This is a genomic window from Streptacidiphilus sp. PAMC 29251 (assembly GCF_054208735.2).
This window is the reverse complement of record NZ_CM135725.2, coordinates 4,363,240-4,389,206: the sequence shown is the minus strand read 5'-3', so window position 1 is coordinate 4,389,206 and position 25,967 is coordinate 4,363,240. Positions and strand designations below refer to the sequence as shown.

Sequence of the window (25,967 nt, the reverse complement as noted above, 5' to 3'; positions counted from 1 at the left end):
TGAGTATCTCGGCCCTGTCCGACGGCATCGGTTCGTCCCACCATGTCAGGTGTGGTGGGACGGGGGAGTCGATGAAGACCAGACATGTGTGGATCGTGCTCGGAGTGCTCGCGGCCGGGGTGGCGCTGCTGCTGCACCTCTTCGCCAAGGTGACGCTGGCCGACCTGCTCGCGGTGGGCCTCGGTGGTGTCTTCCTGCTGTGGCAGGTGCTGCTGCTGACCGTGCCCTGGAGCCTCTACTTCCAGGCGCGGCAGGTGGTCAAGGAGACCGTGGCCAGCCAGGAACGGGGGATCGAGGTCCCGCAGGACCGGGCCGCCGAAGCCGCCCGGATCGCCCGCAGGCTGCGGCTGCTCGCCATCGGGGCTCACCTGGTCACTGCGGCTGTCGTGGCCGTGATCAGCTACTTCTCCGGCCGCACCGTCGGCTACTACTTCTCCGGCTTCTACCTGCTCAGCACGGTCTTCCGGCCGGCCCAGGCCTATCTGACGCATATCCGGGGGCAGTTGCGGACGATGCTGACCGAGACCCGCTTCCCGCGCGACGACATCCAGCAGCTCAAGGCGGGGGTGGAGCGGGCGGAGGCCGAGCGGGTCAGCCTCCATGAGCTGTTCCACCAGCTGGAGCTGCGGATCGGCGAGCAGTCCGAACGGATCACCGCAGGCGAGGCGGACGCGGCCCGCCGCTCGGACCTGGTCGAATCCCGGCTGGCCGACCGCGCGGACCGGATCGAGGCTAGGGCCACCTCCCGTGCGGACCAGCTGGAGACCCGCTTCGCGGCCCGCAGCGACCAGGTGGCGCAGCAGGTGCAGACGCTGGCCCGACGGTTCGAGGACGCCCTCGACAGCTACACCGACAACCAGGAACTGGTGGCGGGGCTGAAGGCGTTCCTGCGCATGCTCCGAGCCGAGCAGAGCTGACCGCGCTGCTGGTGGGGGCGGGGCAGGGGCAGGGACGGGGACGGGGGCAGGGACGGGGCCAGGGACGGTGACGGGGCCAGGGACGGGGACGGGGTCCTCAGCCGAGCAGCCTGCGCTGGTGTGGGGTCCTTAGCCGAGCAGCCCGCGCACCATGGCCCGCTGCACGGCCGCCAGGCCGCGTACCGCCCACGGGGTCAGGAACATCACCAGCAGGCCGGCCGCGCAGACCCCGGCGATCTGCGGGACGCTGCTCAGATACACCGTGTGGCCGTTGTTCTCGTAGAGCTGCAGGCCCGGCACATTCACGTAGTGGGGAACACCCACTGCCACAGCGGGTAGCTGCCGTAGCCGATGCCGAAGATCCACATGATCGCCGTCACCGAGAAGGACAGCACCCCCATCGGCAGCATCAGCAGGCTGTAGAGGGCGCTGCGCCATCCAGGCCCCGACTTCAGCGTCGCCGCGATCCAGCCGGTCAGACCCGGACGCGTTCGGCGCCGACGCTCGGGCGCCGCGACGTCCAGGCCCAGCGTGGCCCGTGCCCGGGCCCGCTCCACCGCGCCGAACGCCCGGCAGCCGAGCAGGGCCGCGGCCAGGATCGGCAGACCCACGAAGGTGAGCACCGTGGCGGTTCCGAGCGACAGCATCGCCACCGCATAGGTGAAGGTCACGATCCCGACCGGGAGGTTGACCAGCATGTGCAGCGACTCGCGCCAGACCAGTCCCTCGAAGGGCGCGGTCATAAAGCCGGGCCGCTGGGGCCGCTGCCGCGCCGTGTCCTTGTATGTGACGTCCCGGTACTGCTGGCTGTCCGCCATGCTGCTCATGTTTCCGGCTCTCCCGTGTCAGACCGACTGTCGGTCGGTCGCGTTGTGCGTGCTTCGTTGTGGGTGTGCTCCGTTGTGCTCCGTCCCGACCAGCCTGCCGTTCCGCGCCCCGAAAAACCCTGGTGCGGTTCGGTGTCCCTGGGTGGGGTTACCCCCACCCCGCAGACCCCCGACCGGCAGCAGCCTTGCCCCTAACTCCGACTGCCGGTGCGCCAGGGCAGCTCCACCGTCACGGTGGTCGGGCCGCCCACCGGGCTGTCCACCACGAACACCCCGTCCACGGCCCGGATCCGCTCCGCCAGCCCGGCCAGCCCGCCGCCCGGTGCCTCCAGTGCGCCGCCCTCGCCGTCGTCGCCCACCTGCAGCATCAGCCGGTCGCCCGACCGCCACGCGTCGACCGTCGCCGTACGCGCCCCGGAGTGCTTGGAGACATTGGTGAGCAGTTCGCTGACCGTGAAGTAGGCGATGCCCTCCACCGCCGAGTCCGGTCGGGACTCCCGGTCCGAGCCGCTGGGCAGGTCGGCCCGCACCCGCGCCCCGCCGGGGACGGTGCAGCGGGACGCGACCGAGGACAGCGCCGCGTCCAGCCCGCGGTCGGTCAGCACCGCCGGGTGGATGCCCCGGGCCAGGTCACGCAGTTCCTGCAGGACGAGCTTCACCTCGCCGTGCGCGTCCGAGACCATCTTCGCCGCCGCCACCGGGTCCTCCGTCAGCTTCTCCTTGGCGAGGCCGAGGTCCATGGCCAGGGCGACCAGCCGGGCCTGCGCCCCGTCGTGCAGATCCCGCTCGATCCGCCGCAGGTCGGCCGCGGCCGAGTCGACCACCGTGCCCCGGTCCTGCTCCAGCTCCCGCACCCGCTCGGTGAGCTTCGCCGGGGCCAGCAGCGAGCCGGCGAGCATCCGGTCGACGGTGGACAGGCCGCGGGTGATCCAGGGCAGCAGCGGCCACAGCACGATCAGCGCCACCAGGGTCACGGCGAAGGTGAGGATGCCCCACGGCAGCTTGATGAACAGGTAGAGCGCCGTCCGCCAGGACAGGCCGTCGGACAGCACGTCGAAGACCCGCCGCCAGGCGCTGTTCCGGTCGCGGCCCGCCCCCACGGGCAGCGGCTCGGCAATGTGTTCGTCCAGCAGCGACCGCAGCAGCGCCCGTTCCACCCGTCCGTAGGCGCGGATCGCGAACAGGGAGCCGGCCAGCACCCAGAAGCCGACGATGGTCACCATCAGCCCCGCTCCCAGGGCGAGCCCGGTCACGGTGAGCACAAAGCCGGCGATCGACATGGGCAGGTTCGTCAGCAGGAACAGCACCTCGCGCCACATCAGCCGGTTGTAACCGGGACGCGGCCGGACGACCAGGTCGGGCCGTTCCGACCGCTCGGGCCGGTCGGGCCGGTCGTTCCAGGGGTCGTTCTCTCGCACGGTGTCCATCGGGCCATCCTCGGTTACGCCGGTCGGGCGCAGGCGTCGACCTGCGGAATCCAGCCTGCCTTGAGCACGGCAGGGTGACGATGGGGCAGGTCGGCATCGTGGAAGGGGGGATAACCCCACCCCCGCCGCCGTCCGCGAAGCGGGCGCCGTGTACGGACGCGGTGTACGGACGCGGTGTCTGTGGACCTAGACTCCCGTGCGTAAAGAACGTCATGGATACGTAAAGGCATCACTGTGCCTGGCGGGACCGGAGGCTGGCGAGCATGGAGGTACTGGCGGCAGTGGCAGCGGCCGCGTCCGCGCAGCCGGGACAACCGGGCCAACCTGCGCAAACCGGCTACTTCCACGCCTATGCCGTGGTCGGCCTGCTGGCTGTGGTCGGGGTGCTGTTCGTGTCCACTGCCTTCGGCGCCAACGCGCTGCTCCGCCCCTATGCGCCCACACCGGAGAAGCTGCTCGCGTACGAGTGCGGCGTGGACCCGGTGGGGGAGGGCTGGGCCCACACCCAGGTGCGCTACTACGTCTACGCCTTCCTCTATGTGATCTTCGCGGTGGACGCCATCTACCTCTTCCCCTGGGCCACTGTCTTCGCCGCCCCCGGATTCGGGGCGGGGACGCTCGTGGAGATGTTCGTCTTCATCGGCTTCCTCGCTGTCGGCCTCCTCTACGCCTGGAAGAAGGGTGTCCTGGAATGGACGTGACCCCGCACTCGCACGCGACTTCGCACTCGCACGCGACTTCGCACTCGCACGCGACTTCGCACTCGCACGCGACTTCGCACGCGCACGCGACTTCGCACGCGCACGCGACTTCCGCGGCACCGGGCGGCGGCCCCGTTCCCCTGGGCATCCCGGATCCCTCCGCCCCGGGCGGGGCGGTGGAGCCGCGCCGGCTCGGCCCGCTGGCCCGGCTCGCGCCCGACCCGGTGAAGGTCGTCCTCAACTGGGGCCGCCGCTACAGCCTGTGGTGCTTCAACTTCGGTCTCGCCTGCTGCGCGATCGAGTTCATCGCCGCGTCCATGTCCAAGCACGACTTCATCCGTCTGGGTGTGATCCCCTTTGCGCCGGGACCGCGGCAGGCCGACCTGATGATCGTGTCCGGCACGGTGACGGACAAGATGGCCCCGGCCATCAAGCGCCTCTACGAGCAGATGCCCGAACCCAAGTACGTCATCTCCTTCGGCGCCTGCTCCAACTCCGGTGGCCCCTACTGGGACTCCTACTCGGTGACCAAGGGCGTGGACCAGATCATCCCGGTCGACGTCTACGTCCCTGGTTGCCCGCCCCGGCCGGAGGCGCTGCTCCAGGGCATCCTGAAGCTCCAGGAGAAGATCGCCCACGAGTCCCTCCCGGACCAGTACCCGGTCCGCCCCCCGTCAGCGGCCACGCTGGCCCGTCCGCTCCTCCCTGCCCCTGACGCCCCGTCGGAAGCCCCCCACCAGTGACCCCCGCCGACACTCCGACCCCCGACGACCGGGGCCCCGACGATCGCGCCGCCGACGCCCAGGGCCCCGACGGCCAGGCTGCTGCCAACCAGGGTGCCGACGCACAGGGCTCTGACGTACAGGGCCCCGACGTCCAGACCGCTGCTGACCAGACCGCTGCCAACCAGGGCGCCGACGCCCAGGGTCCCGATGTCCAGGCCGTCGAAGGCCAGGGCTCCGGTGACCGGACCGACGACGGGCCAGCTGACGACCGGACCGGTGACGGACCCGCCGCCGAGCCGGAACTGACGCCCGCCGCCGACCCGGAACTGACGCCTGCCGAGCGCACCGCCGCCGCGATCGGCCCCTGGGCCGCCGCCGAGGAAGCCTTCGCGCTGCTCACCGTGGACGTCCCCGCCGAGCACTGGATCGAGGCGCTGACAGCAGCCCGCGACACCCTCGGCCTCACCTTCTTCGACTGGCTCAGCGCCGTGGACGAACTCGCCGACGGCTTCTCCGTCGCCGTCCACCTCGCCGCCGTGGGCACCCCCGCTGTGGGCAGCACCCCCGCCGTGCGTACTGCCGCTGTGAGCGCCGCTGCGGGCACCACCGCTGCGGGCGTCCCTGCCACGGGCACAGGCACGGGCACGGGTACGTCCACGTCCACACCCTCCCCTCCCGTGGGTGCAACGCCCCCACCCCCCGGCGAGGGCGTCGGCCGGATCCGCCGGGTCCTGCTGCGGACCCGGATCCCGCGGGGCGCCGCCTCCCTCCCGACCGCCACCGGCCTCTTCGCCGGCGCCGGATGGCACGAGCGTGAGACCCACGAGATGTTCGGCATCGACTTCCCCGGGCATCCCCACCTCGCCCCGCTTCTCCTCCCGGACGGCTTCGAGGGCCACCCGCTCCGCAAGGAGTTCGTCCTCGCGGCACGGGTCGCCAAGGCCTGGCCGGGAGCCAAGGAACCGGGGGAGAGCGACCACGGCTCCGCCGAGGGTGCCCCCGCCGCGCGCCGCAGGATGCTGCCCCCGGGGGTACCCGACCCCAATGAGTGGGGGCCACTCGCCGGCACCCTCCCTCCGGTGGCCGAGCGCCCGGCCCGCGGCGCCGCCCGAGGCCCACGCGCCGCTGCGGCGACCGCGGCCCCGGACGAACGCCCGGCGGTCCGCGCGGACCGTCCGCGCCGCAACCGCAGCGTCGACCAGGGATCCGCCAGCCAGGCGCCCCCCACCGACTCCCCGGCCACTGACACCCCGGCCACCGCCGCCGCCACCCCCGACGCCCCCTGGCAGATCCCCCTGCCGCCGAACGCAACCCCGCCGGAGGCCACTCCTCCGTCAGAGACCGCCCCGCCGGAGGCCACCCCGCCGCCGCAGGCCACCCCTCCGCCGGAGGCAACCCCGCCGAGCCCGACAGGAGACGACGCATGATCAGCGCACTCGAAGCGTTGCTCCGCTGCCTCGCGGCCCTGGTGGTGTTCCTGACCTTCCCTCTGATCATCGGTCAGACCGAACACAAGGTCATGGCCCATATGCAGGGACGCCTCGGCCCCATGTACGCGGGTGGCTTCCACGGTTGGGCCCAGCTCATCGCCGACGGAGTCAAGTTCGCGCAGAAGGAGGACATCGTCCCCTCCGGTGCGGACCGCCGCGTCTTCCAGCTCGCACCCGCCGTCGCACTGCTCCCCTATCTCGTCGTCCTGATCGCTGTCCCGGTCGGACCCGGCGGTTTCGTGGGGCAGACCCTCGATGCGGGCCTCTTCTTCGTACTGGCCGTCATGGGCGTCGGGGTCCTCGGCTCACTGATGGCCGGCTGGGCCTCGGCCAACAAGTTCTCCCTCCTGGGCGGCATCCGCACCGCCGCGCAACTGCTGGCGTACGAGCTGCCGATGCTGCTCGCCGCGGCCTCAGTGGCCATGGCGGCCGGGACCGTGTCGCTCCCCGGGATCCTCGGGCGTTCCACTGGTGGTGGGTGCCGTGGCAGATCGTCGGCGGCTTCGTCTTCTTCACGGCCGGGTTGGCCGAGTTGCAGCGCCCGCCCTTCGACATGCCGGTGGCCGACTCCGAGATCATCTTCGGTGCCTACACCGAATACACCGGGTTGCGCTTCGCCCTGTTCCTGCTTTCCGAGTACGCCGGAATCCTGGTGCTCTGCGCGCTCACCTCGGTGCTCTTCCTCGGCGGCTGGCACGGCCCGCTCTCGGCGGACCTCGGCTGGCTGTGGACCCTGCTGAAGACATTCGCTCTCGCTTTCGTCGTGATCTGGCTGCGTGTCACCTATCCGCGGCTGCGTGAGGACCAACTGATGCGCTTCGCCTGGATCGTCCTCATCCCGCTCGCCCTCGCCCAGCTCGTCCTCACCGGCATCGTCAAGGTGGCGATCTCATGACCCCTCCTTCCGCCACCCACGGCGACCAGCCCACCCACGCCGACCACCCCACCCACCGCAGCCACTCCGGCCACGCCGACCACAGCGGTTTCCCCGGTCGCGGCCTGGCCAAGGGCCTCGCGGTCACCCTGCGCACGATGATGAAGCGCACCGTCACCGCCCAGTACCCGGAGGCCCAGCCGGACCTGCCACCCCGCTCCCGCGGCGTCATCGCGCTGCTGGAGGAGAACTGCACGGTGTGCATGCTCTGCGCCCGCGAGTGCCCCGACTGGTGCATCTACATCGACTCCCACAAGGAGACGCTGCCGGCGGTCGAGCCCAACGCCAGGGCCAGGACCCGCAACGTCCTGGACCGATTCGCCATCGACTTCTCGCTCTGCATGTACTGCGGCATCTGTATCGAGGTCTGCCCCTTCGACGCGCTGTTCTGGTCGCCCGAGTTCGAGTACGCGGAGACCGACATTCACGAGCTCACCCATGAGCGGGACCGCCTCCGCGAGTGGATGTGGACCGTCCCGACCCCGCCGGCCCTGGACGCTGCCGCCGAGCCGCCCAAGGAGATCGCCGCCGCCCGCAAGTCCGCCGACAAGATCGCCGCCGCCGCCCAGGCCGCCGCAGCCGCCGAAGCCACAGCCGCCGCCACGACCGAGGCACCGGCCGCCGCCACCCCGTCTCCCGGAGAGGAGCCCACCCCGTGAACGCCACGGTCCTCTCCTCCGCAGGCCACTCCTTCCTCTCGCCCACCGGCGTCGAGATCGTCTTCGTCCTGGTCGGCCTCGCCGTCCTCGGCGCAGCCTTGCTCACCGTCACCACCAAGCAACTGGTCCACGCCGCCCTCTGGCTGGTCGTGGCCCTCGGTGGTCTCGCCATCGAGTACCTGCTGCTCACCGCCGAGTTCATCGCCTGGGTCCAGGTGCTGATCTACCTCGGCTCGGTGGTCGTCCTGGTCCTGTTCGGGCTGATGCTCACCAAGGCCCCCATCGGCCGTTCGCCCGACGCCGACTCCGGCAACCGCTGGGTCGCCCTGGCGGTGGCCCTCGCCGCCGCCGGAACCCTGGTCACCCTGGTCGTGGACGCCTTCCGCAGCACCTGGCTCGACCTCAACGCCGCCACCGGGAGCGGCAGTACCCAGGCCGACGGCGCCGTCCTGTTCCGCTACTGGGTGCTGCCCTTCGAGGCCCTGTCCGTGCTGCTGCTCGCCGCGCTCGTCGGAGCCATCGTCATCTCTCGCCGCCACCGAGAGGAGCGCTGAGCCCCATGCATCTCGCCTACCCCGCCGTCCTGGCGGTCCTGCTGTTCTCCGTCGGCCTGTACGGAGTGCTCGCGCGGCGCAACTCCGTCCTGGTACTGATGTCCGTCGAGCTGATGCTCAACGCGGTCAATCTCAACCTGGTCGCCTTCGACGTCTGGCTGCGGGACACCCTTCATGCCGGCCAGGCGCTCACCCTGTTCACCATCACCATCGCCGCCGCTGAGATCGGCCTCGGCCTGGCCATCATCCTGATGGTCTTCCGTACCCAGGGCACCGCTGACATCGACCGGCTGCGCGCCCTCGCGGACCGGCCGGGCAACCCCGGCTCCGGCCCGGAGCCGGAGGCGGACACCGCCACGGAATCCGGCCCCACGAGCGGTCCTGCGTCCGGCCCCACGACCGGCCCCGCATCCGCGCCCGACTCCTCGGGGAAGGCCACCGTCGCATGACCCTCACCCTGGCGGTGCTCGTCCCACTGCTGCCCTTCCTCGGTGCCTTCGCCGGTCTCGCCGCCGGCCGCCGGGCCCCCGGCCTGGTCCGTCCCCTCGCCGTGCTGCCCTCGCTCGCCTCGGCGGCCCTCGCCGTCGTCGTGGCCATCGACCTGGGCAGCGGACGCCACCTGGACGCCGCCACCCAGCTCACTCCCACCGGTGGCATCCCGATCGACCTGGCCCTGCACCTGGACGGCTTCTCGACCCTGCTCGCCGTCCTGGTCGGCGTGGTCGCCGCCTGTGTGCAGATCTACTCCACCTCCTATCTGCGCGACGACCCGCGCTATCCCTCCTACGCCGCCTTGGTGTCCCTCTTCACTGCCGCGATGTTCCTGGTCCTCTACTCCGGCGATCTGATCGTGCTGCTCGTCGGCTGGGAGGTGATGGGCATCTGCTCCTACTTCCTGGTCGGCCACCACTGGGAGAAGGACGACGCCCGCTCCGCCTCCATCAAGGCCTTCCTGGTCACCAAGCTCGGCGACATCCCCTTCCTGTTCGGCATCTTCGCCCTCGCCGCCGACGCCGGGACGTTCCGGATCAGCGGTGTCCTCGCCGCCGCGACCGACGGCCAGTTGCACCACCCCACGCTGATCGCGCTGCTGCTGCTCTGCGGCGTCGCCGGCAAGTCCGCGCAGTTCCCGCTGCACACCTGGCTGCCCGACGCAATGGCGGGCCCGACCCCGGTGTCGGCGCTGATCCACGCGGCCACCATGGTCGCCGCCGGCATCTACCTGGTCGCCAGGCTGCTGCCGGTCTTCCTGCTCTCCTCGACGGCCCTGGTCGTCCTCGCCGTGATGGCCGCCGTCACCATGGTCGGTTCCGCCCTATGCGCCCTGGCCCAGGACGACATCAAGCGGGTGCTGGCCTATTCCACGGTCGGGCAGCTCGGCTACATGGCCGGGGCTCTGGCCACCGGCGACCGCGACGCCGCTGTCTTCCACCTCCTCACCCACGGTGCCTTCAAGGCCCTGCTCTTCCTCGCCGCGGGCGTGGTCATCCACGCCTCGCACACCAACTCGCTCACGGCCATGTCCCGGATGCCCGACCTGCGCAAGCGCGTCCCGGATGCCTTCTGGACCATGACGCTGGGCCTGCTGGCCCTGGCCGGTATCCCGCCGCTGGCAGGCTTCTTCAGCAAGGAGTCGGTCCTCACCGCCGCCGAGCACGCCGCCGACGGCGCGGCTCTCACCGGCGGCCTCGGCCCGGCCAGTGCCGTCCCCGCCTTCGTCGGCTGGTTGATCCTGGTCGCCGGGCTGCTCACCGGGCTGCTCACCGCCATGTACGCCACCCGCCTGTGGCTGCTCGCCTTCCGGGCGCCCGACCCGAGCGGCGCCCGCAGCACCGCCCAGGCCGCCAAAGACGCCCAGACCGCCCACCAGGCCCACACCACGGATGAACCCCAGGCCATGCGCTGGCCGCTGTGGCTCCTCGCCATTCCCACCGTCGCCCTCGGCGTCGTCGGACTGCGCACCAACTGGCTCCCCTCCTTCCTCGACGGAACGTCACTGACCCCCTCCACCACCACCGCCGTCCTCGGCAGCTGCGCGGCCGTGCTCGGCGTCCTCATCTCCTACGCCGCCTGGCGCCGTGCCACCTCGCTGGTCACCGACGCCCGCACGGCCGCACCGAGCCTCGCCGCGCACGAACTGGACGAGGCCACCCGCCCGCACACCACCGTGGCCGACCCGGAGCAGGTCACCGCCGACCTGGCCACCGTCCCCGGCCGCACCCCGGACCAGGCCCTCGCCGACGCCGGCAGCGCCGCCCTCGCCGCCGAGACGGCCCACGTCCCCGACCCGGCCCGGCTGCTCCTGGGCCCCCTGCTCGGCCCGGCAAGCAACGGCTTCGGCCTCGATCGCCTCTATGCCGCCGCCTTCGTCCGCCCCTTCCTCGCCGCGGCGAGCCTGGTCCGCTTCCTCGACCGCGAGGTCATCGAGACCTATCTCGCCGGAGCCACCGGAGCGCCCAAGCTCCTCGGAGCCGCCGTCCGACGGGCCCAGAACGGCAATGCCCAGACCTATCTGAGTGCCCTGCTCGCCGGAGCCGTCGTCGTCCTCGCCGTCCTCGTGGTGGTGGCCCAGTGACCGACCCCAAGGCCGACCGGCACATGGAGGCCACCCGATGAACGCCGTCCTCATCGCCCTGCTGCTGCTCCCGCTGGTCGGCGCTGCAGCCACCCTCCTCCCCGGCCTCTTCGGCTCGGACGAGCACACCGCCGGCCGCCGCGCGCTGTACCTCGGCGTCGCCGTCACCGGCGGCACCCTGCTGCTGGCGATCGCTCTCGCGGTCGGATTCGACCGGGGACATTCGGCCAGGATGCAGGCCGTCACCGACCGGTCCTGGATCCCGGCCCTGAACGTCCGGCTGCACCTCGGAGTCGACGGCATCTCGCTGCCGCTGCTGCTGCTGACCACCCTGCTCACCTTCCTCTGCGCGATCTACTCCCTGCGCAGGCTCCCGGACGCCCCCGGCACCCCAGCCCGCGCGCCTACACCGGCCTGCTGCTGCTCCTCGAAACCGGCATGCTCGGCACCTTCGCGGTGCTCGACCTGCTGCTGTTCTTCCTGGCCTTCGAGGTCGTGCTCATCCCCATGTACTTCCTCATCGCCCGCTGGGGCGGCGAGAACCGCGGCCCTGCGGCCACCCGCTTCATCCTCTACACCCTGCTCGGCTCCGCGATCATGCTGCTCGGCTTCCTGCTGCTCGGCCTGCACGCCGGGACCTTCGACATGACCGTCCTGGCCCAGCGCCACGGCCGCGGCCTCTCCCACACCACCCAGGTCCTCGTGGTCCTGGCCATCGGCCTGGGCTTCGCCGTGAAGGCCCCCATGTGGCCCTTCCACAGCTGGCTGCCCGACGCCCACACCGCGGCGCCCACCACCGGATCCGTCCTGCTCGCCGGGGTGCTGCTGAAGATGGGCACCTACGGCTTCGTCCGGATCCTGCTGCCCTCCGCGCCCGGCGGCATGGCGACCCTCGCCCCCTACCTCGCCGCCTTCGCGGTCGTCGGCATCATCTACGGCTCCCTGGCCTGCCTCGCCCTGGTCCGTCCCGGGGCCGGCGGTGACCTCAAGCGGATCATCGCCTACTCCTCGGTCGGCCACATGGGCTTCGTCCTGCTCGGCATCTCCACCCTCACCCCCACCGGGGTCAACGGCGCCCTCTTCGCCAACATCGCCCACGGCCTGGTCACCGGCCTGCTCTTCTTCCTGGTCGGAGCCATCAAGGACCGCCACGGCACCGCCGATCTCGACCGCCTGGCCGGCCTCGGCGCCGGCTCCGGCGCCGCCCTCTACGGTCGCGCCCCCCGCCTCGGTGGGCTCCTCGCCTTCGCCGCCGTCGCCAGTCTCGGCCTGCCGGGCCTGGCCGGCTTCTGGGGTGAACTGCTCGCCATGTTCGGCTCCTTCCAGCCCGCGGCGGGGCTCTCCCGCCCCGCCTACCTGGTCTTCATGGCCCTCGCCGGGCTCGGCACCCTGCTCACCGCCGGCTATCTGCTCGGCGTCGTCCGCCGGGTCTGTATGGGCGATCCAGCGGCCGGACCCGCCCCCGGCTTCTCCGACGTCCAGACCTACGAACTCGCGGCCTGGACCCCCCTCGTCGCCCTCACCCTTGTCACCGGGCTCTGGCCGGCCGTGCTCCTCGGCCTCAGCAACCCCGCCGTCAAGGCCCTGCTCGGAGGCAGCTGAGTCATGACCCATCTCGCTGTCGCCGCTGCCGGCTCGCTGATCCAGTCCATCGACTGGACGGCCGTCGCGCCGCCCCTCATCACCGCCGCCGTCGGCCTGGCCGTCCTGGTCGGCGACCTCTTCCTGCCGGAGCCACGCAAGAAGCTCCTGGGCTGGATCTCTGTCGGGGGCCTGCTGCTGGCCCTGCTCTCACTCGTCCCACTGCGCGACGGGGACCGTTCCACGTTCTGTCTCAGAACTCTGGCAGGGGCCACCGACAATTCCGGCTGCTCCTACGTCGCCGACCACTTCGCCCTGGTCATCCAGCTGCTGGTGCTCGCCGGCGCGCTGCTGGTCGCGCTGCTCTCGATCCACACCGTCGAGGCCGACCGGCTTCCCTCGGGTGAGTTCTGGTTCCTGCTGCTGAGCTCCGCCGCGGGCGCCGCCCTGCTGCCCGCTTCCCGTGACCTGGCGACCCTGGTGGTCGCCCTCGAGACCGCCTCGCTCCCCGCCTTCGCCCTGGTCGGCCTACGCCGTGACGGACGGGGTGGTGAGGCCGCGCTGAAGTTCTTCCTGTCCTCGGTCACGGCGACCGCCGTCATGCTTCTCGGCGTCAGTTTCGTCTATGCCGCGACCGGCAGTATGCATCTCACTCGGATTGCCGCGGCCCTGCCGCACGTCCCCGCGCAGTTGAAGACCCTGGCTCTGGTGGGGGCGGTGCTGACGCTGGTCGGCTTCGCCTTCAAGACCGCCGCGGTGCCGTTCCACTTCTGGGTGCCCGACACGTATGCCGGTGCGCCCGTCGCGGTGGCAGCGTACCTCTCCGTCGTGAGCAAGGTAGCCGGTCTTTCGGGCCTTGCCCTGGTGGCAGTGGTTGGTTTTCACTCGTACGGGCGAACCTGGGGCCTTGCCCTCGCCATTCTCGCCGCAATCACCATGACGCTGGGTAATGTGGCAGCACTGCGCCAGCGCTCCGACACCCCTCACAGCGCTGTGCGACTCCTGGCCTGGTCCTCGATCGCCCAGGCCGGTTACCTCCTCGTCCCCATCGCCGCGGCCGGCTACGGCACCAGCAGCGGCCGTGACCCGCTCGGCGCGACCGTGGCCTACGCGCTGATCTACGGCGTGGTCAATCTCGGAGCCTTCGCCGTGGTGGCCCTGGTCGCCGGGCGTATCGACGACTACCGGGGGCTTTTCGCCTCCCGCCCGGCCACCGCCCTGGCCATGGCCTTCTTCCTGCTCTGCCTGGCGGGCCTGCCGCCCGGCGTGATCGGCTTGTTCGGCAAGATCGTGGTCTTCCGGGCCGCCGTCGACTCCGGCCTCGGCTGGCTCGCCGTGGTGATGGCCCTGAACGTCGTCGTCGCCCTGTACTACTACCTCGGCTGGGCCGCGAAACTGTTCCAGCCCGCCGCTGGGACCCCGGCTGCCGCAGCCGTCACCGCACGGCGGCTGCCCGTGTCGGTCGCCCTCTGCCTCGGCCTGGCCGCCTCCGTGGGAGTGGTGCTCTCGGTGGCCCCGCAACTCGTGCTCCAGGTCGCCTCGGGATCGCTTTTCCGCTGACCCCGGCCCTGCGGTGCTCCGGTTGCGCCGGGCCGCCCAGCAGCGGACAAGGGAACCAGGGCATCCATCCCGGCCGTTGAACCGGAGGAACGGACTCAAGGGCTGTGGAAGAAGACGCCCCTCATCGCACGTCTTGGAGGGCACCTGTGCACCGCCAGCACAATGGTCTGAAAACCGCCGCGCTCCTCGGCGGCCTCTCGGCGCTGATCATCCTCATCGGCGCCTTCTGGGGGCGTACCGGTCTGCTGATCGGCCTGGCGGTGGCCCTGGCGACCAATGGATTCGCCTACTGGAACAGCGACAAGCTGGCCCTGCGCGCCATGCGTGCCCGCCCGGTCAGCGAGATCGAGGCGCCCTGGCTGTACCGGATCGTCCGCGAGCTCTCCACATCTGCCCGGCAGCCCATGCCCCGCCTCTACATCTCCCCGACCGAGGCCCCCAACGCCTTCGCCACCGGCCGCAACCCCCGCAACGCGGCCGTCTGCTGCACCCAGGGCATCCTCGGAATCCTGGACGAACGCGAGCTCCGTGGGGTCCTCGGCCATGAGCTCTCCCATGTCTACAACCGCGACATCCTGATCTCCTCAGTGGCCGGCTCCCTGGCCTCGGTGGTGATGTTCCTGGTCAACTTCGCCTGGCTGATCCCGTTCGGCCGGGATGACGACGACGGCCCGGGGCTGGTCGGGATGCTGCTGATGATGATTCTCGGCCCGATCGCCGCGAGCATGATCCAACTGGCCGTCAGCCGCTCCCGCGAGTACCAGGCCGATGCCTCCGGAGCCCAGCTGACCGGCGATCCGCTGGCCCTGGCCAGCGCCCTGCGCAAGCTGGACGCCGGCGCCGCCCGCCTGCCGCTGCCGCCGGAGCCGCAGCTCCAGACGGCCAGCCACATGATGATCGTCAACCCGTTCCGCCCCGGTGGGACGGGCGGAAAGCTGTTCTCCACCCACCCGCCCATGGCGGAGCGCATCGCCCGGCTCGAGGCGATGGCCGGCTACCGCCCCTGACGACCGCTCACCCGGCCCCATGATCACAGTCGTGTCAGAATCTCAGTGACCCTGATTTCCCTCGGACGTGCGGGAGGCGGCAGCACATGGATGTCCTCAGGTTCTTGCTCAACGTTCTCTGGGTGATCTTCGCGGGGTTCTGGATGGCCCTCGGCTACGTCGTCGCAGGAATCATCTGCTGCATCCTCATCATCACCATCCCCTTTGGCATCGCTTCGTTCCGCATCGCCGGATATGTGCTGTGGCCGTTCGGCCGCACCACCCGCGAGCGCCCCGACGCCGGGGGCGCGTCCTGCGTCGGCAACGTCATCTGGTTGATCTTCGCGGGCTGGTGGCTGGCGTTGGGTCACCTGGCCACCAGCATCGCCCTCGCGATCACCATCGTCGGCATCCCCTTCGCCTGGGTGAACCTCAAGATGATTCCCATCTCGCTGATGCCCCTGGGACGTGAGATCGTCTCCAGCGACCAGCCCTTCACCGCGCGCTGAGGACACCGGCCTCCAGGCCCGCAGCAGCGTTCTCTCCCCGGGCCACCCCCAGCGCCAGCGGTGCGAGCACCAGGCAGGCCGGGGTGTAGGCCAGCAGATTGAGCCAGTAGAACGGTGCAGCGGTGTCGGTGCCCAGTCCGGTGGCCCACAGCAGTCCCGCCGCGCCGCGCAGCGCGATCCCGGCGCCCACTGCGCCGCTGCCGAGTGCCGCGAGCCGCCCGCCCCGTCCGTTCGCCCGCGCCAGCAGCAGGCCGGAGCCCGACAGCAGCAGCCCGGCGATGGGCAGCAGACTCGGCGGGGTGAAGGGCACCTCCATGTTCAGCACGGCCTGGGACAGGGAAGCGGTGGAGCGGGCCGGCCAGGTCGCCCCGGTGGCCCAGTACAGGTGGATCGCCGCGTCCACCGTGAGCACGCCCGCCACGATCGCCGCCTTGCTGCGGATCCTCATCGTTTCCTCCTGCTCGCGCCCGCGGCGTCTCCGCGGGCCCCGCCAGGAAGAGGCGCCGACGCCCCCGCGCGTTCCCTCCGATCGCGACCTGCCGCTCGCGACCGTCCGATCGCGACCTGCCGCTCGCGACCGGCTCGCCGGAAACTCGACCAAACCCGAGGGAACGTCCGTCGCCCCGCAGTACTCCTGTAGGTGTGGACCAGACACCGGCGAGCCCCGAATGACAGCTGACGACCTCTCACTCCTGGTGTGCAGAGCTCAGCGCGGCGACACCATGGCGATGAGCGACCTGCTCGCCAGGCTCACTCCGTACGCGACCCGGATCTGCGGCCCGATCGCCCTCGCGGACGGCGCCGACGCGGCCCAGGAGACGCTGATCGCGGTCTTCCGCAACCTCCGCTCGCTGCAGGATCCAGGGGCCTGCTACGGCTGGGTGCGGGCCATCGCCGTACGCGAGTCGGTCCGGCTGGCCAAGCGCTCGGCCCGCAGCGCTCCTGTCGACGGCCTCGACCAGCTCCCCTCCCGTACCGACGTGGAGCAGGCCACCGACATCCATGACGTCCTGGCCCGGCTCAGTCCCGAGCACCGTGCGGTGATCGTGCTGCGTGATCTCGAAGGCCTGGACGAGGTCCAGGCCGCCGCCGTGCTGGCGCTGCCGGTCGGCACGGTCAAATCCCGACTGCACCGGGCCCGCGACAACTTCCGAAAGGCGTGGAGCGCATGAACGGTCCGTGGCCCGTGGCCGACTTCGACCAGGTCCGCCGCCTGCGGGTGCTGGCCGCCGGCATCTCCGGGGCGCAGGTCGCCGAACGGCTGATCCCGGCCCCCTTCACGCAGGTCTGGGACATCGTCGCCGACCTCGAGAACGAACTCGGCACCTTCGAGCCCGATATGCACCGGGTCGTGGTGCGGCGGATCGGCGACCGCACGGAGGCCCGCGCCCGCGGCCGGATCGGCCTCCGCGCGCGCTTCGACGTCGAACTGGAACCCGGCTGGTGCTGGATGCAGAGCCGCTTCCTGATGATCGGCATCGCTGCCGTCCCGACCCCGGACGGCACGCTGGTCGCCGCGACCGGCGGCATTCGCATCCCCGGCCGCGCCGCCCTGCTCCCGGTGGCCACCCTTCCCGCCAACCGCCGCGCCCTCCGCCGTCTCGCCGCCCGGGTGATCGGCGAGACCTGAGGCCATCCGAGGGGGCGCCTCAGCCCCCTGTGCAAGGACGCGTACGGTCCGGCGTACGGATCAGCGGTAGTTCACGAACTGGATGGCGAAGTCCAGATCCTTGCCCTTGACCAGGGCCATCACGGCCTGCAGGTCGTCCCGGCTCTTGGAGGTGACGCGCAGCTCCTCGCCCTGGACCTGGGCCTTGACGCCCTTGGGGCCCTCGTCACGGATGATCTTCGCGACCTTCTTGGCGTTCTCCTGGGAGATGCCCTCTTCGATGGTGGCGAAGATCTTGTACTCCTTGCCGGAGAGCATCGGCTCACCGGCGTCCAGGGACTTCAGCGAGATACCCCGCTTGACCAACTTGGTCTGGAAGACGTCCAGGATCGCGTTGACCCGGTCCTCGGAGTTGGCCTTCATCTCGATCTTCTCGCCGGACCACTCGATGGAGGCGCCGACGTTCTTGAAGTCGAAACGGGTGGTCAGCTCGCGGGAGGCCTGGTTGAGCGCGTTGTCGACCTCCTGCCGCTCGACCTTCGAGACGATGTCGAAACTGGAGTCGGCCATGATCAGTGAGTCTCCTTGACAGTGCGGTGGCACGGACGGCGCAGGCCTCCCCGCGCGGAGAGGCTGCCGATCCAGCCTAGCCATCAGCGGCCCCGCGCGCTGTCGCCGAGGGCCACCCCGTCCCCGCCGCCACACCCGATCAACCGAGTGGCGGAGCACCCCCTCGGATCAGGTATTGTTTACGACGTCGAGCGGGGAACCGCGCGACATCCCTGGCGGGTTGCCCGAGTGGCCAAAGGGAGCAGACTGTAAATCTGCCGGCTCTGCCTACAGAGGTTCGAACCCTCTACCCGCCACCAGGGAACGGGACAGCCCCTGACCAGCACAAACGGTCAGGGGCTGTTTGCTGCCTGGGCTCGACTGTCTCACCGCTACTCCCCATGGTTTCCCGCCTCGTCTGGCACGTGACTGGCACGGGCTACGCTCTGCGCCTGTGATGTTGTGAATCATGACGCGGGCGGAGAGGGTGGTACCTGACCATCCTTGATGGTTGCCCAATAGGCAGCCCGTTTTTCCCTGTCGACGTCCACAAGAGTGCTCTCCCACTTGCCGGTCTCGGGGTTGAAGCGAGAAGTGCTGGCAACGTAGGCGTTGTGACGGTCCCTGGCTGCCGATTCGGACTGCTGCTTCAGGGCGGTGGCGATGGTGGCCGTGCTGTGAGCCGTCTCGCGAGTATTGCGTGCCGTCGCGCGCGTGTTGCGTGCTGTCTTGGATGTGTTCTTCGACGTGCGCCAACCGAAGAATCCCGTGATGAGTCCCATGGACATCCTCCTCATCATCAAGCCTACGACACAGCAAAGACAAACGTGCAGGTCTAGCGGTCGTGTGCCGCACTGCTGAGATCGGGCCTACCAATGCTCCAGCGGCTCCGCAGGTACCACGGCTCGCCCCGCTGCCATCCCGTCTGCCGTCGTCCCACACACCGTGGAGCGGGTTTGCCCCCTGGTGTCCAGGTGGAGCGCGCCACTGTACGAACGACCTGGACACCAGGGGGCAAGGCTGCTCGGCTCTGCCTGGGACGACGGCAGACGGGATGGCAGCCCCCTACCTCAGCCATGAACGATGGGTGCTCGCCGGCTGAACCGCGGCCATCCCGGTGTCGGGGCGTTCCCCGCCGGAGGCATGGCCCGGGTCCTGTCGCCTGGCGTCTGCCCCTGCGGGGTGCTTGGTGGGTGTGGCTTTGGGTTCGTTTCCCAGCCCCGGTCTGTGTTTTACGCCCCCTGTGGGCGCGGGCGGGCGACGGCGACCGCCCGCCCCGGCGAAGACATGGGGGCGGGCGGGCGTCGGCGCACGGCCGGCGCCGCCGCGCATCGCGCGGCCCCTTTCAACCTCTGTGTTGAAGACTGCTTGCAGTTCCTGAGAGATCCGGGAATCGTGTCGCGGTCCTCCGCTTCGATGTGCTTCCGATGCCCTCCCCCTTTCCCCTGCTGCTTCTCTGCTGCTGGGATGGCTCCGTGGCGCGGACGGGGACCGCGCCAGCGAGCAGAGCGAGCCTTGATGAAGTAGAGAAATCCATCACCACGACAATGACAGCTGACCTCGGCCCCGGCGGGAAGTGGGCTGACTCAGGCAGCAGGCTGACCGTGTTCGAGATAGACCGGACTCAGACCTGTTCGAGCCTCTGCGGCAGCGAGGATGCGGCGTGCCAGTCGTGGAATCGTGGTCTGCTTCACGTCGGAGAGATCAAGAAACTTGAAGCTGGTCAGTTCCTCGGCCTGGAGCCGGACCTCGGCAAGTTGTTCGCTGGTGAGCTGGCCGCCGTCGAAGATGTAGAGCACCTTGTCTCCCTCGGCATCGCTTGGCGCCCAGTCGACAGCAAGAAGTCGGCCAATCGGCGGCGCAATCCCCAACTCCTCTTGAACCTCGCGGACGCATGCCATGAGCGGTGATTCTCCAGTCTCGACGTATCCGCCTGGGATCTCCCAATACGACTTGTATGACGGCTCGACCATCAGCACGCGTCCGGCGGCATCAAAAAAGAGCGCACCCGCAGCCATTCGCGGGTGCGCCATGGAGGCTTCAGCCTGGTCTTCATTCGTCGGCATGAGAACGAGGGTACAGAGGTCAGACCACGTGGAGGCGCTGTGCCAGATCAGCCATCGGTCGACTTGGGCGTCCTCGCTGATTGCGTACCCAGCTCAGCACCAGCTCTCGGGCGAGGTAGTGGCTCCGCACCTGTTCGGGCGCCCAAGCTTCGGCCTGAAGGATGAGTTCGAGTGCACCGTCCACCCGGTTGCGGGCGCTGAAAGCGCGAGCCATCTCCAGGTTGTGCCGTGTCCGGCGCTCGGTCGGCAATCCGCTGGTGTCGACTCCGGGACCGAGATCCATGGCGACCTGCATGTCTCCGAGTTCTGCGGCTGTTGCGACGCGATGGATGGCTACGTTCGTGGGTCCGAATGCCGTCCACATGTGGTTCGCGTCTGCTCCAAGCCGCTGTGCGGTCTGGTCTGCTTCGGCGAGGAAGCTGCGCGTGGTCGCCCGGTCCTCGGCGCGGGATGCCGCTATCGCTCCCGTGAGGAACAACGTGCCGTAGATCGACAAGTACTCGGGGTTGGCATCGCCCAAGCCGCCCTGGAGATATCCGGCGGCATCGTTGACGAGTTGAACCGCAGAGTCGAAGCGGCCGTTCGAGAGCAGGCAGTGAGTGACGGAGCGGAACAGGGAGCCGATAATCACGCCGTTGCCTGACAGCTGGGCTGCCGCCAATCCACGGTCCGCGGCAATCCATGCGAGGTCGACCTCACCGAGCTTGGTCAGCACCATGGCCGAACCCTGGTAGGTCATCGCCATGAGTTCATACGCCTGCTCCCGTTCCCGCCCGTCGTAGCTCTGAACGGCAATGAGCGCGTCGGCTAGAAGTAGCGGGAGCCGGCGGGTGGCGAATCCGTACCGCGACTCCTGGTAGGCGTCCCAAACCTCAGCGACGTTGCTGCGCAGTTCACCGAGCGGAGACGGCTCACCCTCAGTCGGTACACCGAGAAGTGGGGTCAGTTGGCGGTAGTTCATCAGGGCGGTACGCAGGGCGGGGACTGTCTGTTTCCCGCTGTCCGGTGTCCATTCCAGAAGACTCGGTTCCGCGAGCAGGTCCCCAAGGGTCACGTCCAGGGCATCGGCCAGGGACTTGATCACTGACAGTCGGTCAAGCTCTATTCGGTTGTTCTCGGCCTTGCTGAGCCAGTCGACCGTCCGGCCAACCAGACCAGCTAGCACTTCCTGTGAGATGCCTCGGCGTCGGCGGTACCAGGCCACTCGCTCGCCGATAGTGAGACTCGCTGTCATTCCTCGCATGGGAAGAGGTTGCCCCCGCTCATCCTCGGTGCCCCGGAAGGATTTTCCGGGGTGGGACTTCCGTTCGGATCTAGCGTTGCTCTCAACCCCAAAGGGGTTGAGCGGACTTGAGATCACGTCATGGGGGCTCGGATGGTACTCACCCCGGCTGAGCGGTCGGACTTGGCAATGCGAATCAACATCGTGAGCGAGCTGCTGCGCGGCCTAGCCAATCGTGCTGGCGGCATCGCTAACTTGGCGGCTTCGGGGGACGGACGTGAGCCTCCAACTCGTCAAGCCGAGTGGCTAGCCGGCGAACCTCGGCAAGGACCGTCAACAGGCTCTCGTTGATCTGCTCGTACTCCGGACTGTGCTTGCTCGACGTCTGGGCATCAGGAAGGGCCGCGAAGCTCCCCTTGCCTTGGTGCGAGTACGCGTATCCGTCCTCCCGGAGCCGAGAGATCGCCTGACGGGCGACCGTCCGCGAGACGCCCTCCTGCTGCATGATCTCTGCCTCGGACGGCAGTTTGGCCTCCGGCCGGATGAGGCCCTCCCGGATCTTGACCTTGATCTCATCCGCGATCCGTAGATACTCCGCACGCCCTCTGAACTGCGCCATATCCCCTCTCCGTACTTGTTGTAACAAGTGGACCACATCCCACTGGCGCTGGTCGACAGCCAATCACGCCAACTCACTTGACATACCAAGTGGGTTAGGTTCACTCTCATAGGGAAGATGAAGTACTAAGTACTTCATGTGACAGCAACCCAAGGAGTAGGCAGATGCCTTCCTTCAAGATTGATCTCTCGACCGCCGTCGTCTTCGTGGCGGTCCCGGCTGCGCCGAAGGTGATCAACCGGGAGACCGGTGAGATCGCGCTTGACCGTGAGACGCGGGAGCACATGATGACGGTCGGCCTGACCGTGGCCGATGACGGCTCGGCTGAGCTGCTGACGGTGAGCGTGCCGGAGTCGGGGATCCCGGCGAACCTGGCCCTAGGGATGCCGGTGGCGGTGACGGGGCTGCGGGCGCGTGACTGGGAGAACGAGTTCAACGGTCAGAAGCGGCATGGGATCTCGTTCCGCGCGCTGGCGGTCACTTCGCTGGTCCCGGCTGCGGCGAGGGGCTGAGGATCATGAATCAGGTCCTGGCCCTGTTGGAGACGGCTGGCCCGTTGGCTGCTGCTGGCGGTGGCGCGGTGTATGCCCGTGAGCGTCATCCGCGCGTGTACTGGTCCACGGTCAGCCTGCCACTAACGGTGGCTCGGATTCGCCATGACTGGGCGGAGACGATGGAGGCCTGTGGGCTGTCGGCTGAGCCTCCGATGTGGCGGGTCATTGCCGCTCGCCGTGGTGAGGCCGAGATCAAGCCCACGGCGCCTAAGCTCCGGGGCCTGACAGCTTCGACCATGGGCCTTCGGCTGCGGCTTCGGCTGCCGCGCGGCTTGGCGACCGAGGACATGACCAACGCTGCTGAGAGTCTGCGGCATGCCTGGCAGGTGCATTCGGTGCATGTGGTCGAGGTGCGTCCGGGGATCATTGATCTGCGGATCACTGGCTTCGATGTGCTGCGGCGGGTGGTGTTGCCGGCTCGGGTGGTCGCCAAGTCCACTAGCCCGGTTCGGGTGCCGGTGGCGCTGGGTGATGACGGGCGGGTGGTGGTGCGTGACTACCGCCGTTCTCCGCACGCGTTGACTCTGGGTGCGACCGATTCGGGTAAGAGCATGTATGCCCGCAACCTGTTCCACGGGTTGGCTGGTCAGCCGGTGGCTCTGGTGGGCATCGACTGCAAGGGAGTGGAGCAGGCTCCGTTCGCTCCGCGCCTGTCGGCTCTGGCCACGGATCCGGATGTGGCGCTGGAACTGCTGCGGGTCCTGGTCGCTGAGATGGAAGCGCGCTTCGATCTGATCCGCTCGTACATGGGGATCCCCGGCGACGTGCCCGGCTCGGACATCACGGCTGACATCTGGGGTCTGCCCGCGAAGATCCGGCCGGTGCCGATCGTGGTGATCGTGGATGAGATCGCGGAACTGTTCCTCGGCGCCACGACAGCCCATAAGGCCCGCAGCGCGGAAACCGTCACACTCCTGATCCGCCTCGCACAGTTGGCCCGTTCCGCCGGCATCTACCTGGAGATCATGGGCCAGCGCTTCGGGGCCGAGCTGGGTAAGGGCGCCACGCTCCTGCGATCGCAGCTCACCAACCGGGTGGTGCACCGTGTCAACGACATTGAAACCGCCAAGATGGGCCTGGGCGACGTATCGGAGCAGGGCGTGAAAGCTGCCACCCAGATCAGCCCCGACCTGCCGGGGATGGCCATCATCGGCGACACCTCCGGGCACTGGCAGCGCATCCGCACCCCCTACCGCTTGCTGTCCGAGACTGCCGCGGTCTGCGCCGTGACAGCTCACCTAGTCTCGGACCTGCCCGCCCTGGATGCCTTCCGTCCGGTCCCGGCTGTGCGCCTGTATCGCCTGAGGATGCCTCGGTCTACCTCCCCGCTCCCGCATAGCGCTCCTGTTCTTCCTGGTTGGCGTGACCCTTTCGCGCCACGTCCCTACCCCGCCCATGCCCGAAACCATCCCGAAAGGGGACAACCGTGTCCGCCTTCATGTCGCTGCACGCCGACGCGAACACCCGGGTTGACCTGAACACCTACGGCACCGAGCGCACCCCGATCCTGACACTGGCCGAAGACCGGACGCACTTGTCGATCAGTACGCACGACCGCGGTCCCCTCGCTGACCACCTGGCCTTCGCCCGTTCCCTCGCGGACGCCACCGCCCGCTACGTCACCGCCCTGGAGATCTTCGCCGTTGCCAACACCGTTACTGAAGACGGGAGTTGACGACATGGTGACCTCCCGCAAGTCCACGCCGAAGACCGCGCCCGCACCTGACCCGATGGTCCCCTGTGAACCCTGCGAGGGCTCGGGACTGGTCGCCAAGGCTGTTCGGGTCGGCCGCCGGCAGCGCAACGTCGGCTCCCAGCAGGGTGCCTGCCTGGCGTGCTGGGGAACCGGCGAAGCCCCCGCACCCGAACCCACCTGATCACCCCTGAACTGCTGGTGCGGGGCGGCCGGCCGCGCGCCCCGCCCGACACCGGCCCCAACTTCCCATGCACGAAGGAGGCACCCATGTTCTGCGAACACTGCGGCGATGAAAACGGCCAAAGCACGGGCATCGACCACGACGAACGCGACTGCCCCTGGGACAGCCTGGACATCGACACGGACTGGGGCTGATCGGCATGCGCCGCCTTCTCGCCCGCGTTGATCCAGTCCTGGTGCAAGCGGTGATCGCCGCCGCTTTGTCCTTCGCTCACCTGCACGACATCGCTGGTGCTGCTGGACAGTCCGGTTGGAAAGCCTGGGCCTACCCGGTCTCCGTCGACCTGCTGCTCGTCGCCTCGTGGCGCCGCCTACGACAAGGGCGCGCTGCCGGCACCCCGGTTCGTCTGGCCTGGATCTGGTTCACCGTGGCTCTGTTCGCCTCGCTCGGGGCCAACGTCGCCACAGCCGGCCTCCTGGACCTGCACGCTGTCCCGTCCTGGCTGCGGATCCTGGTCGCCGGCTGGCCCGCCGCGGCGTTCCTCGGCGGCACCTTGCTGGCCCACAGCCCCTCAACCGCCCCCGCTGCCGAGCATCCGGCGGACTCGGTCTACCTCGAACCCCTCTCGCCCCCGCCCTCGCCGGCTCCGGCCCCGGTCCCGGCTCTGGTCGAACCGGACCTTGCGCCGGCGCTTCCGCCAGCCTTGGCCTCCCCGGTCGCCGCGGTGATGGAGGTTCCGGCCGCACTACTGACCCATGCCCGCACCGTGGCCGCCGCGCACACCGCCCGCACCGGTGCCCCGCTGGACCTGGATGCCCTGCGGTCCCTGCTTGGGGTGCCCGAACCCCTCGCTGTCGCTATCGCCGCACAGCTCTGAGAAGGAGAAATCCGCTGTGAACGTGAACCTGCCCCTGGTCGTGATCCTCGGCTTCGCAGCCTGGCTGATCGTCAAGTTCTTCCGGCTCAAGCTCTGGGCCGTGCTCGCCCTGGTCCTGTTCGGGTTCTTCCTCGCCCACACCTTCATGGCCCCCGCCATCGACTCCGGCACCCGCACCGGCGTCCAGATCGTCAACAACCACTGATCCGAAGGGAAACCGCCGTCATGTTCCTGCACCCGACCTACGCCCCCACCTCCAACGACGTCTACCAGACCACCGCACACCTGCCCGCGAACTACCCGCCCGCCGCGGTCCCGGCGCCGGCCTGTGGCTGCCAGCAGCACACCCCGACCCCGATGAACTACGCCCCGGCTCCGGTCGCTGCACCGCGGCCCTCGATCGCTCCCTACGTCGCCGCTGGCATCGGGGCAGTCGGCGCCGTGGTCGTAGTCGGCGTGGTCCTGGTCGGTCTGCTCGTCGCCTTCGCCGTCAGCGCCCTGGCTATCGCTGTCGTGATCGCCGTACTCCGCGGACTGCTTAACTCCCCGCAGCGCAGGGGGCGTTGATTGTGGCGGTCTACGTGGATGAGATCACCGACTACGGCGAGATTGCACGGGCCGCGGGTCTTCGCACCACCCGATGGGCCCACCTGACCGCCGATACCCGCGAGGAACTGCACGCCTTCGCCGACCGAATCGGCCTGCGCCGCGCCTGGTTCCAAAACGCCGGCAACTACCGCTGGCACTACGACGTGACCCCCGGCAAGCGCACCGCGGCTCTACGCGTCGGTGCCCAACCGATCGACCGTGCCGGCCTGGCCGCACTCATGGCTCGCCGTCGCGCCGCACACACCTAGCTCGACCTCGGGGCGACCGCCCACATCCCTGGCAGGAAGACCGGTCGCCCCGAGCACCCGACCACCCAACAGAGCAGACAGGAAACCCCATCATGCCCACCAACAGCCTCCCCGCGCACACCACCCGCCTCTGCCCGACCTGCGACGGCTTCCCCACCGTCGCCGTCACCACCGGCACCCGCCGTCCAGACGGCACCCTGCCCACCCTGCCCATGACCTGCCCGACCTGCCGCGGCACCGGCACCCGCACCACCGCCCTGCCCGCCCGCGTCCTCGTGAGCCGGTGAACCTG

General features: G+C 69.5%; 31 protein-coding genes, 1 tRNA gene and 2 pseudogenes. 25 read left to right on the top strand and 9 right to left on the bottom strand.

Annotated elements, in window-relative coordinates; all coding sequences use genetic code 11:
* Nucleotides 1-71 precede the first annotated feature (71 nt).
* Nucleotides 72-917 (top strand): hypothetical protein, encoded by an 846-nt coding sequence (locus ACXKR8_RS20635; RefSeq protein ID WP_458274351.1) that lies wholly within the window; start codon nt 72-74, stop codon nt 915-917.
* 129 nt (nt 918-1,046) lie between these two features.
* Here the strand turns inward: ACXKR8_RS20635 and ACXKR8_RS20630 are convergent, their stop codons facing one another.
* From ACXKR8_RS20630 to ACXKR8_RS20620, 3 genes are all read right to left on the bottom strand, one after another.
* A complete protein-coding gene (locus tag ACXKR8_RS20630) occupies nt 1,047-1,223 on the bottom strand; it encodes a sensor domain-containing protein (protein ID WP_462100612.1) in 177 nt (58 codons plus the stop codon).
* On the bottom strand, nt 1,220-1,744 hold the full coding sequence (locus ACXKR8_RS20625; RefSeq protein WP_462100611.1) for a sensor domain-containing protein: 525 nt from the start codon (nt 1,742-1,744) through the stop codon (nt 1,220-1,222). The genes ACXKR8_RS20630 and ACXKR8_RS20625 overlap by 4 nt, the downstream gene beginning before the upstream one ends.
* Nucleotides 1,745-1,935: 191 nt before the next feature.
* Nucleotides 1,936-3,063 carry a sensor histidine kinase gene (locus ACXKR8_RS20620; protein WP_458275040.1) on the bottom strand — a complete coding sequence of 376 codons (1,128 nt, stop codon included), beginning with the start codon at nt 3,061-3,063 and terminating at the stop codon, nt 1,936-1,938.
* Between the two features lie 371 nt (nt 3,064-3,434).
* Between ACXKR8_RS20620 and ACXKR8_RS20615 the strand changes: the two genes are divergently transcribed.
* The 12 genes and pseudogenes from ACXKR8_RS20615 (at nt 3,435) to ACXKR8_RS20560 (ending at nt 15,445) form a co-directional block, all read left to right on the top strand.
* Nucleotides 3,435-3,872: an NADH-quinone oxidoreductase subunit A gene (locus ACXKR8_RS20615; RefSeq protein WP_458274349.1), complete on the top strand. Its 438-nt coding sequence runs from the start codon at nt 3,435-3,437 to the stop codon at nt 3,870-3,872.
* Nucleotides 3,863-4,615: an NADH-quinone oxidoreductase subunit B gene (locus tag ACXKR8_RS20610; protein WP_462100610.1), complete on the top strand. Its 753-nt coding sequence runs from the start codon at nt 3,863-3,865 to the stop codon at nt 4,613-4,615. The genes ACXKR8_RS20615 and ACXKR8_RS20610 overlap by 10 nt, the downstream gene beginning before the upstream one ends.
* A gap of 308 nt (nt 4,616-4,923) precedes the next feature.
* Nucleotides 4,924-6,024 carry an NADH-quinone oxidoreductase subunit C gene (locus ACXKR8_RS20605; protein WP_458275038.1) on the top strand — a complete coding sequence of 367 codons (1,101 nt, stop codon included), beginning with the start codon at nt 4,924-4,926 and terminating at the stop codon, nt 6,022-6,024.
* Nucleotides 6,021-6,982: pseudogene (locus tag ACXKR8_RS20600) on the top strand (complex I subunit 1/NuoH family protein). The gene ACXKR8_RS20605 and the pseudogene ACXKR8_RS20600 overlap by 4 nt, the downstream one beginning before the upstream one ends.
* 137 nt (nt 6,983-7,119) lie before the next feature.
* Nucleotides 7,120-7,680: a 4Fe-4S binding protein gene (locus tag ACXKR8_RS20595; RefSeq protein WP_458275037.1), complete on the top strand. Its 561-nt coding sequence runs from the start codon at nt 7,120-7,122 to the stop codon at nt 7,678-7,680.
* Nucleotides 7,677-8,234: an NADH-quinone oxidoreductase subunit J family protein gene (locus ACXKR8_RS20590; RefSeq protein WP_458274347.1), complete on the top strand. Its 558-nt coding sequence runs from the start codon at nt 7,677-7,679 to the stop codon at nt 8,232-8,234. Before ACXKR8_RS20595 ends, ACXKR8_RS20590 begins: the two co-directional genes overlap by 4 nt.
* Before the next feature lie 5 nt (nt 8,235-8,239).
* A complete protein-coding gene (gene nuoK, locus ACXKR8_RS20585) occupies nt 8,240-8,683 on the top strand; it encodes an NADH-quinone oxidoreductase subunit NuoK (protein WP_458274346.1) in 444 nt (147 codons plus the stop codon).
* A complete protein-coding gene (locus ACXKR8_RS20580) occupies nt 8,680-10,809 on the top strand; it encodes an NADH-quinone oxidoreductase subunit 5 family protein (protein WP_462100609.1) in 2,130 nt (709 codons plus the stop codon). The genes nuoK and ACXKR8_RS20580 overlap by 4 nt, the downstream gene beginning before the upstream one ends.
* A gap of 37 nt (nt 10,810-10,846) precedes the next feature.
* Nucleotides 10,847-12,411: pseudogene (locus ACXKR8_RS20575) on the top strand (complex I subunit 4 family protein).
* A gap of 3 nt (nt 12,412-12,414) precedes the next feature.
* Nucleotides 12,415-13,950, top strand: coding sequence for an NADH-quinone oxidoreductase subunit N (locus ACXKR8_RS20570; protein WP_458274343.1), 1,536 nt, complete (start codon nt 12,415-12,417; stop codon nt 13,948-13,950).
* 146 nt (nt 13,951-14,096) lie between these two features.
* Nucleotides 14,097-14,957: a zinc metalloprotease HtpX gene (gene htpX / locus ACXKR8_RS20565; protein ID WP_458274342.1), complete on the top strand. Its 861-nt coding sequence runs from the start codon at nt 14,097-14,099 to the stop codon at nt 14,955-14,957.
* 86 nt (nt 14,958-15,043) lie between these two features.
* On the top strand, nt 15,044-15,445 hold the full coding sequence (locus ACXKR8_RS20560; RefSeq protein WP_458274341.1) for a YccF domain-containing protein: 402 nt from the start codon (nt 15,044-15,046) through the stop codon (nt 15,443-15,445).
* On the opposite strand, the gene ACXKR8_RS20555 is transcribed toward ACXKR8_RS20560, so the two are convergent.
* Complete coding sequence (locus tag ACXKR8_RS20555) at nt 15,432-15,893, bottom strand: DUF3995 domain-containing protein (RefSeq protein WP_458274340.1); 462 nt, start codon at nt 15,891-15,893, stop codon at nt 15,432-15,434. The two genes, ACXKR8_RS20560 and ACXKR8_RS20555, sit on opposite strands and share 14 nt — an antisense overlap.
* A gap of 220 nt (nt 15,894-16,113) precedes the next feature.
* Between ACXKR8_RS20555 and ACXKR8_RS20550 the strand changes: the two genes are divergently transcribed.
* Together ACXKR8_RS20550 and ACXKR8_RS20545 are read left to right on the top strand one after the other, a co-directional pair.
* On the top strand, nt 16,114-16,617 hold the full coding sequence (locus ACXKR8_RS20550) for an RNA polymerase sigma factor (RefSeq protein WP_458274339.1): 504 nt from the start codon (nt 16,114-16,116) through the stop codon (nt 16,615-16,617).
* Complete coding sequence (locus tag ACXKR8_RS20545) at nt 16,614-17,075, top strand: hypothetical protein (protein ID WP_458274338.1); 462 nt, start codon at nt 16,614-16,616, stop codon at nt 17,073-17,075. The genes ACXKR8_RS20550 and ACXKR8_RS20545 overlap by 4 nt, the downstream gene beginning before the upstream one ends.
* A 60-nt stretch (nt 17,076-17,135) precedes the next feature.
* On the opposite strand, the gene ACXKR8_RS20540 is transcribed toward ACXKR8_RS20545, so the two are convergent.
* A complete protein-coding gene (locus ACXKR8_RS20540) occupies nt 17,136-17,624 on the bottom strand; it encodes a YajQ family cyclic di-GMP-binding protein (RefSeq protein ID WP_458274337.1) in 489 nt (162 codons plus the stop codon).
* A gap of 214 nt (nt 17,625-17,838) precedes the next feature.
* Between ACXKR8_RS20540 and ACXKR8_RS20535 the strand changes: the two genes are divergently transcribed.
* Nucleotides 17,839-17,923: transfer RNA gene (locus ACXKR8_RS20535), tRNA-Tyr, on the top strand.
* Between the two features lie 147 nt (nt 17,924-18,070).
* Here the strand turns inward: ACXKR8_RS20535 and ACXKR8_RS20530 are convergent.
* The 4 genes from ACXKR8_RS20530 to ACXKR8_RS20515 all read right to left on the bottom strand — a co-directional run bounded on the left by ACXKR8_RS20530 (nt 18,071) and on the right by ACXKR8_RS20515 (nt 21,510).
* Nucleotides 18,071-18,385 carry a hypothetical protein gene (locus tag ACXKR8_RS20530; protein WP_458274336.1) on the bottom strand — a complete coding sequence of 105 codons (315 nt, stop codon included), beginning with the start codon at nt 18,383-18,385 and terminating at the stop codon, nt 18,071-18,073.
* Between the two features lie 804 nt (nt 18,386-19,189).
* Nucleotides 19,190-19,669: an NUDIX domain-containing protein gene (locus ACXKR8_RS20525; RefSeq protein WP_458274335.1), complete on the bottom strand. Its 480-nt coding sequence runs from the start codon at nt 19,667-19,669 to the stop codon at nt 19,190-19,192.
* Nucleotides 19,670-19,688: 19 nt separating this feature from the next.
* Nucleotides 19,689-20,903, bottom strand: coding sequence for a helix-turn-helix domain-containing protein (locus ACXKR8_RS20520; RefSeq protein WP_458274334.1), 1,215 nt, complete (start codon nt 20,901-20,903; stop codon nt 19,689-19,691).
* A 238-nt stretch (nt 20,904-21,141) separates the two neighbouring features.
* Complete coding sequence (locus ACXKR8_RS20515) at nt 21,142-21,510, bottom strand: winged helix-turn-helix domain-containing protein (protein WP_458274333.1); 369 nt, start codon at nt 21,508-21,510, stop codon at nt 21,142-21,144.
* Between the two features lie 164 nt (nt 21,511-21,674).
* On the opposite strand from ACXKR8_RS20515, the gene ACXKR8_RS20510 reads away from it, so the two are divergent.
* From ACXKR8_RS20510 to ACXKR8_RS20470, 9 genes are all read left to right on the top strand, one after another.
* Nucleotides 21,675-22,022, top strand: a complete 348-nt coding sequence (locus ACXKR8_RS20510) for an SCO3933 family regulatory protein (RefSeq protein WP_458267414.1) — start codon at nt 21,675-21,677, stop codon at nt 22,020-22,022.
* 5 nt (nt 22,023-22,027) lie between these two features.
* Nucleotides 22,028-23,542 (top strand): FtsK/SpoIIIE domain-containing protein, encoded by a 1,515-nt coding sequence (locus ACXKR8_RS20505; RefSeq protein ID WP_462100608.1) that lies wholly within the window; start codon nt 22,028-22,030, stop codon nt 23,540-23,542.
* Nucleotides 23,491-23,739 (top strand): hypothetical protein, encoded by a 249-nt coding sequence (locus tag ACXKR8_RS20500; protein WP_458274331.1) that lies wholly within the window; start codon nt 23,491-23,493, stop codon nt 23,737-23,739. The genes ACXKR8_RS20505 and ACXKR8_RS20500 overlap by 52 nt, the downstream gene beginning before the upstream one ends.
* A 4-nt stretch (nt 23,740-23,743) precedes the next feature.
* Nucleotides 23,744-23,941: a hypothetical protein gene (locus ACXKR8_RS20495; RefSeq protein WP_458274330.1), complete on the top strand. Its 198-nt coding sequence runs from the start codon at nt 23,744-23,746 to the stop codon at nt 23,939-23,941.
* 199 nt (nt 23,942-24,140) lie between these two features.
* Nucleotides 24,141-24,818, top strand: coding sequence for a DUF2637 domain-containing protein (locus tag ACXKR8_RS20490; RefSeq protein ID WP_458274329.1), 678 nt, complete (start codon nt 24,141-24,143; stop codon nt 24,816-24,818).
* A gap of 16 nt (nt 24,819-24,834) precedes the next feature.
* Nucleotides 24,835-25,023 (top strand): hypothetical protein, encoded by a 189-nt coding sequence (locus ACXKR8_RS20485; RefSeq protein WP_458274328.1) that lies wholly within the window; start codon nt 24,835-24,837, stop codon nt 25,021-25,023.
* A gap of 20 nt (nt 25,024-25,043) precedes the next feature.
* On the top strand, nt 25,044-25,385 hold the full coding sequence (locus ACXKR8_RS20480) for a SpdD protein (protein WP_458274327.1): 342 nt from the start codon (nt 25,044-25,046) through the stop codon (nt 25,383-25,385).
* A gap of 14 nt (nt 25,386-25,399) precedes the next feature.
* A complete protein-coding gene (locus tag ACXKR8_RS20475; protein WP_462100607.1) occupies nt 25,400-25,675 on the top strand; it encodes a DUF4031 domain-containing protein in 276 nt (91 codons plus the stop codon).
* 92 nt (nt 25,676-25,767) lie between these two features.
* On the top strand, nt 25,768-25,962 hold the full coding sequence (locus ACXKR8_RS20470; protein ID WP_458274325.1) for a hypothetical protein: 195 nt from the start codon (nt 25,768-25,770) through the stop codon (nt 25,960-25,962).
* Nucleotides 25,963-25,967: the final 5 nt, after the last annotated feature.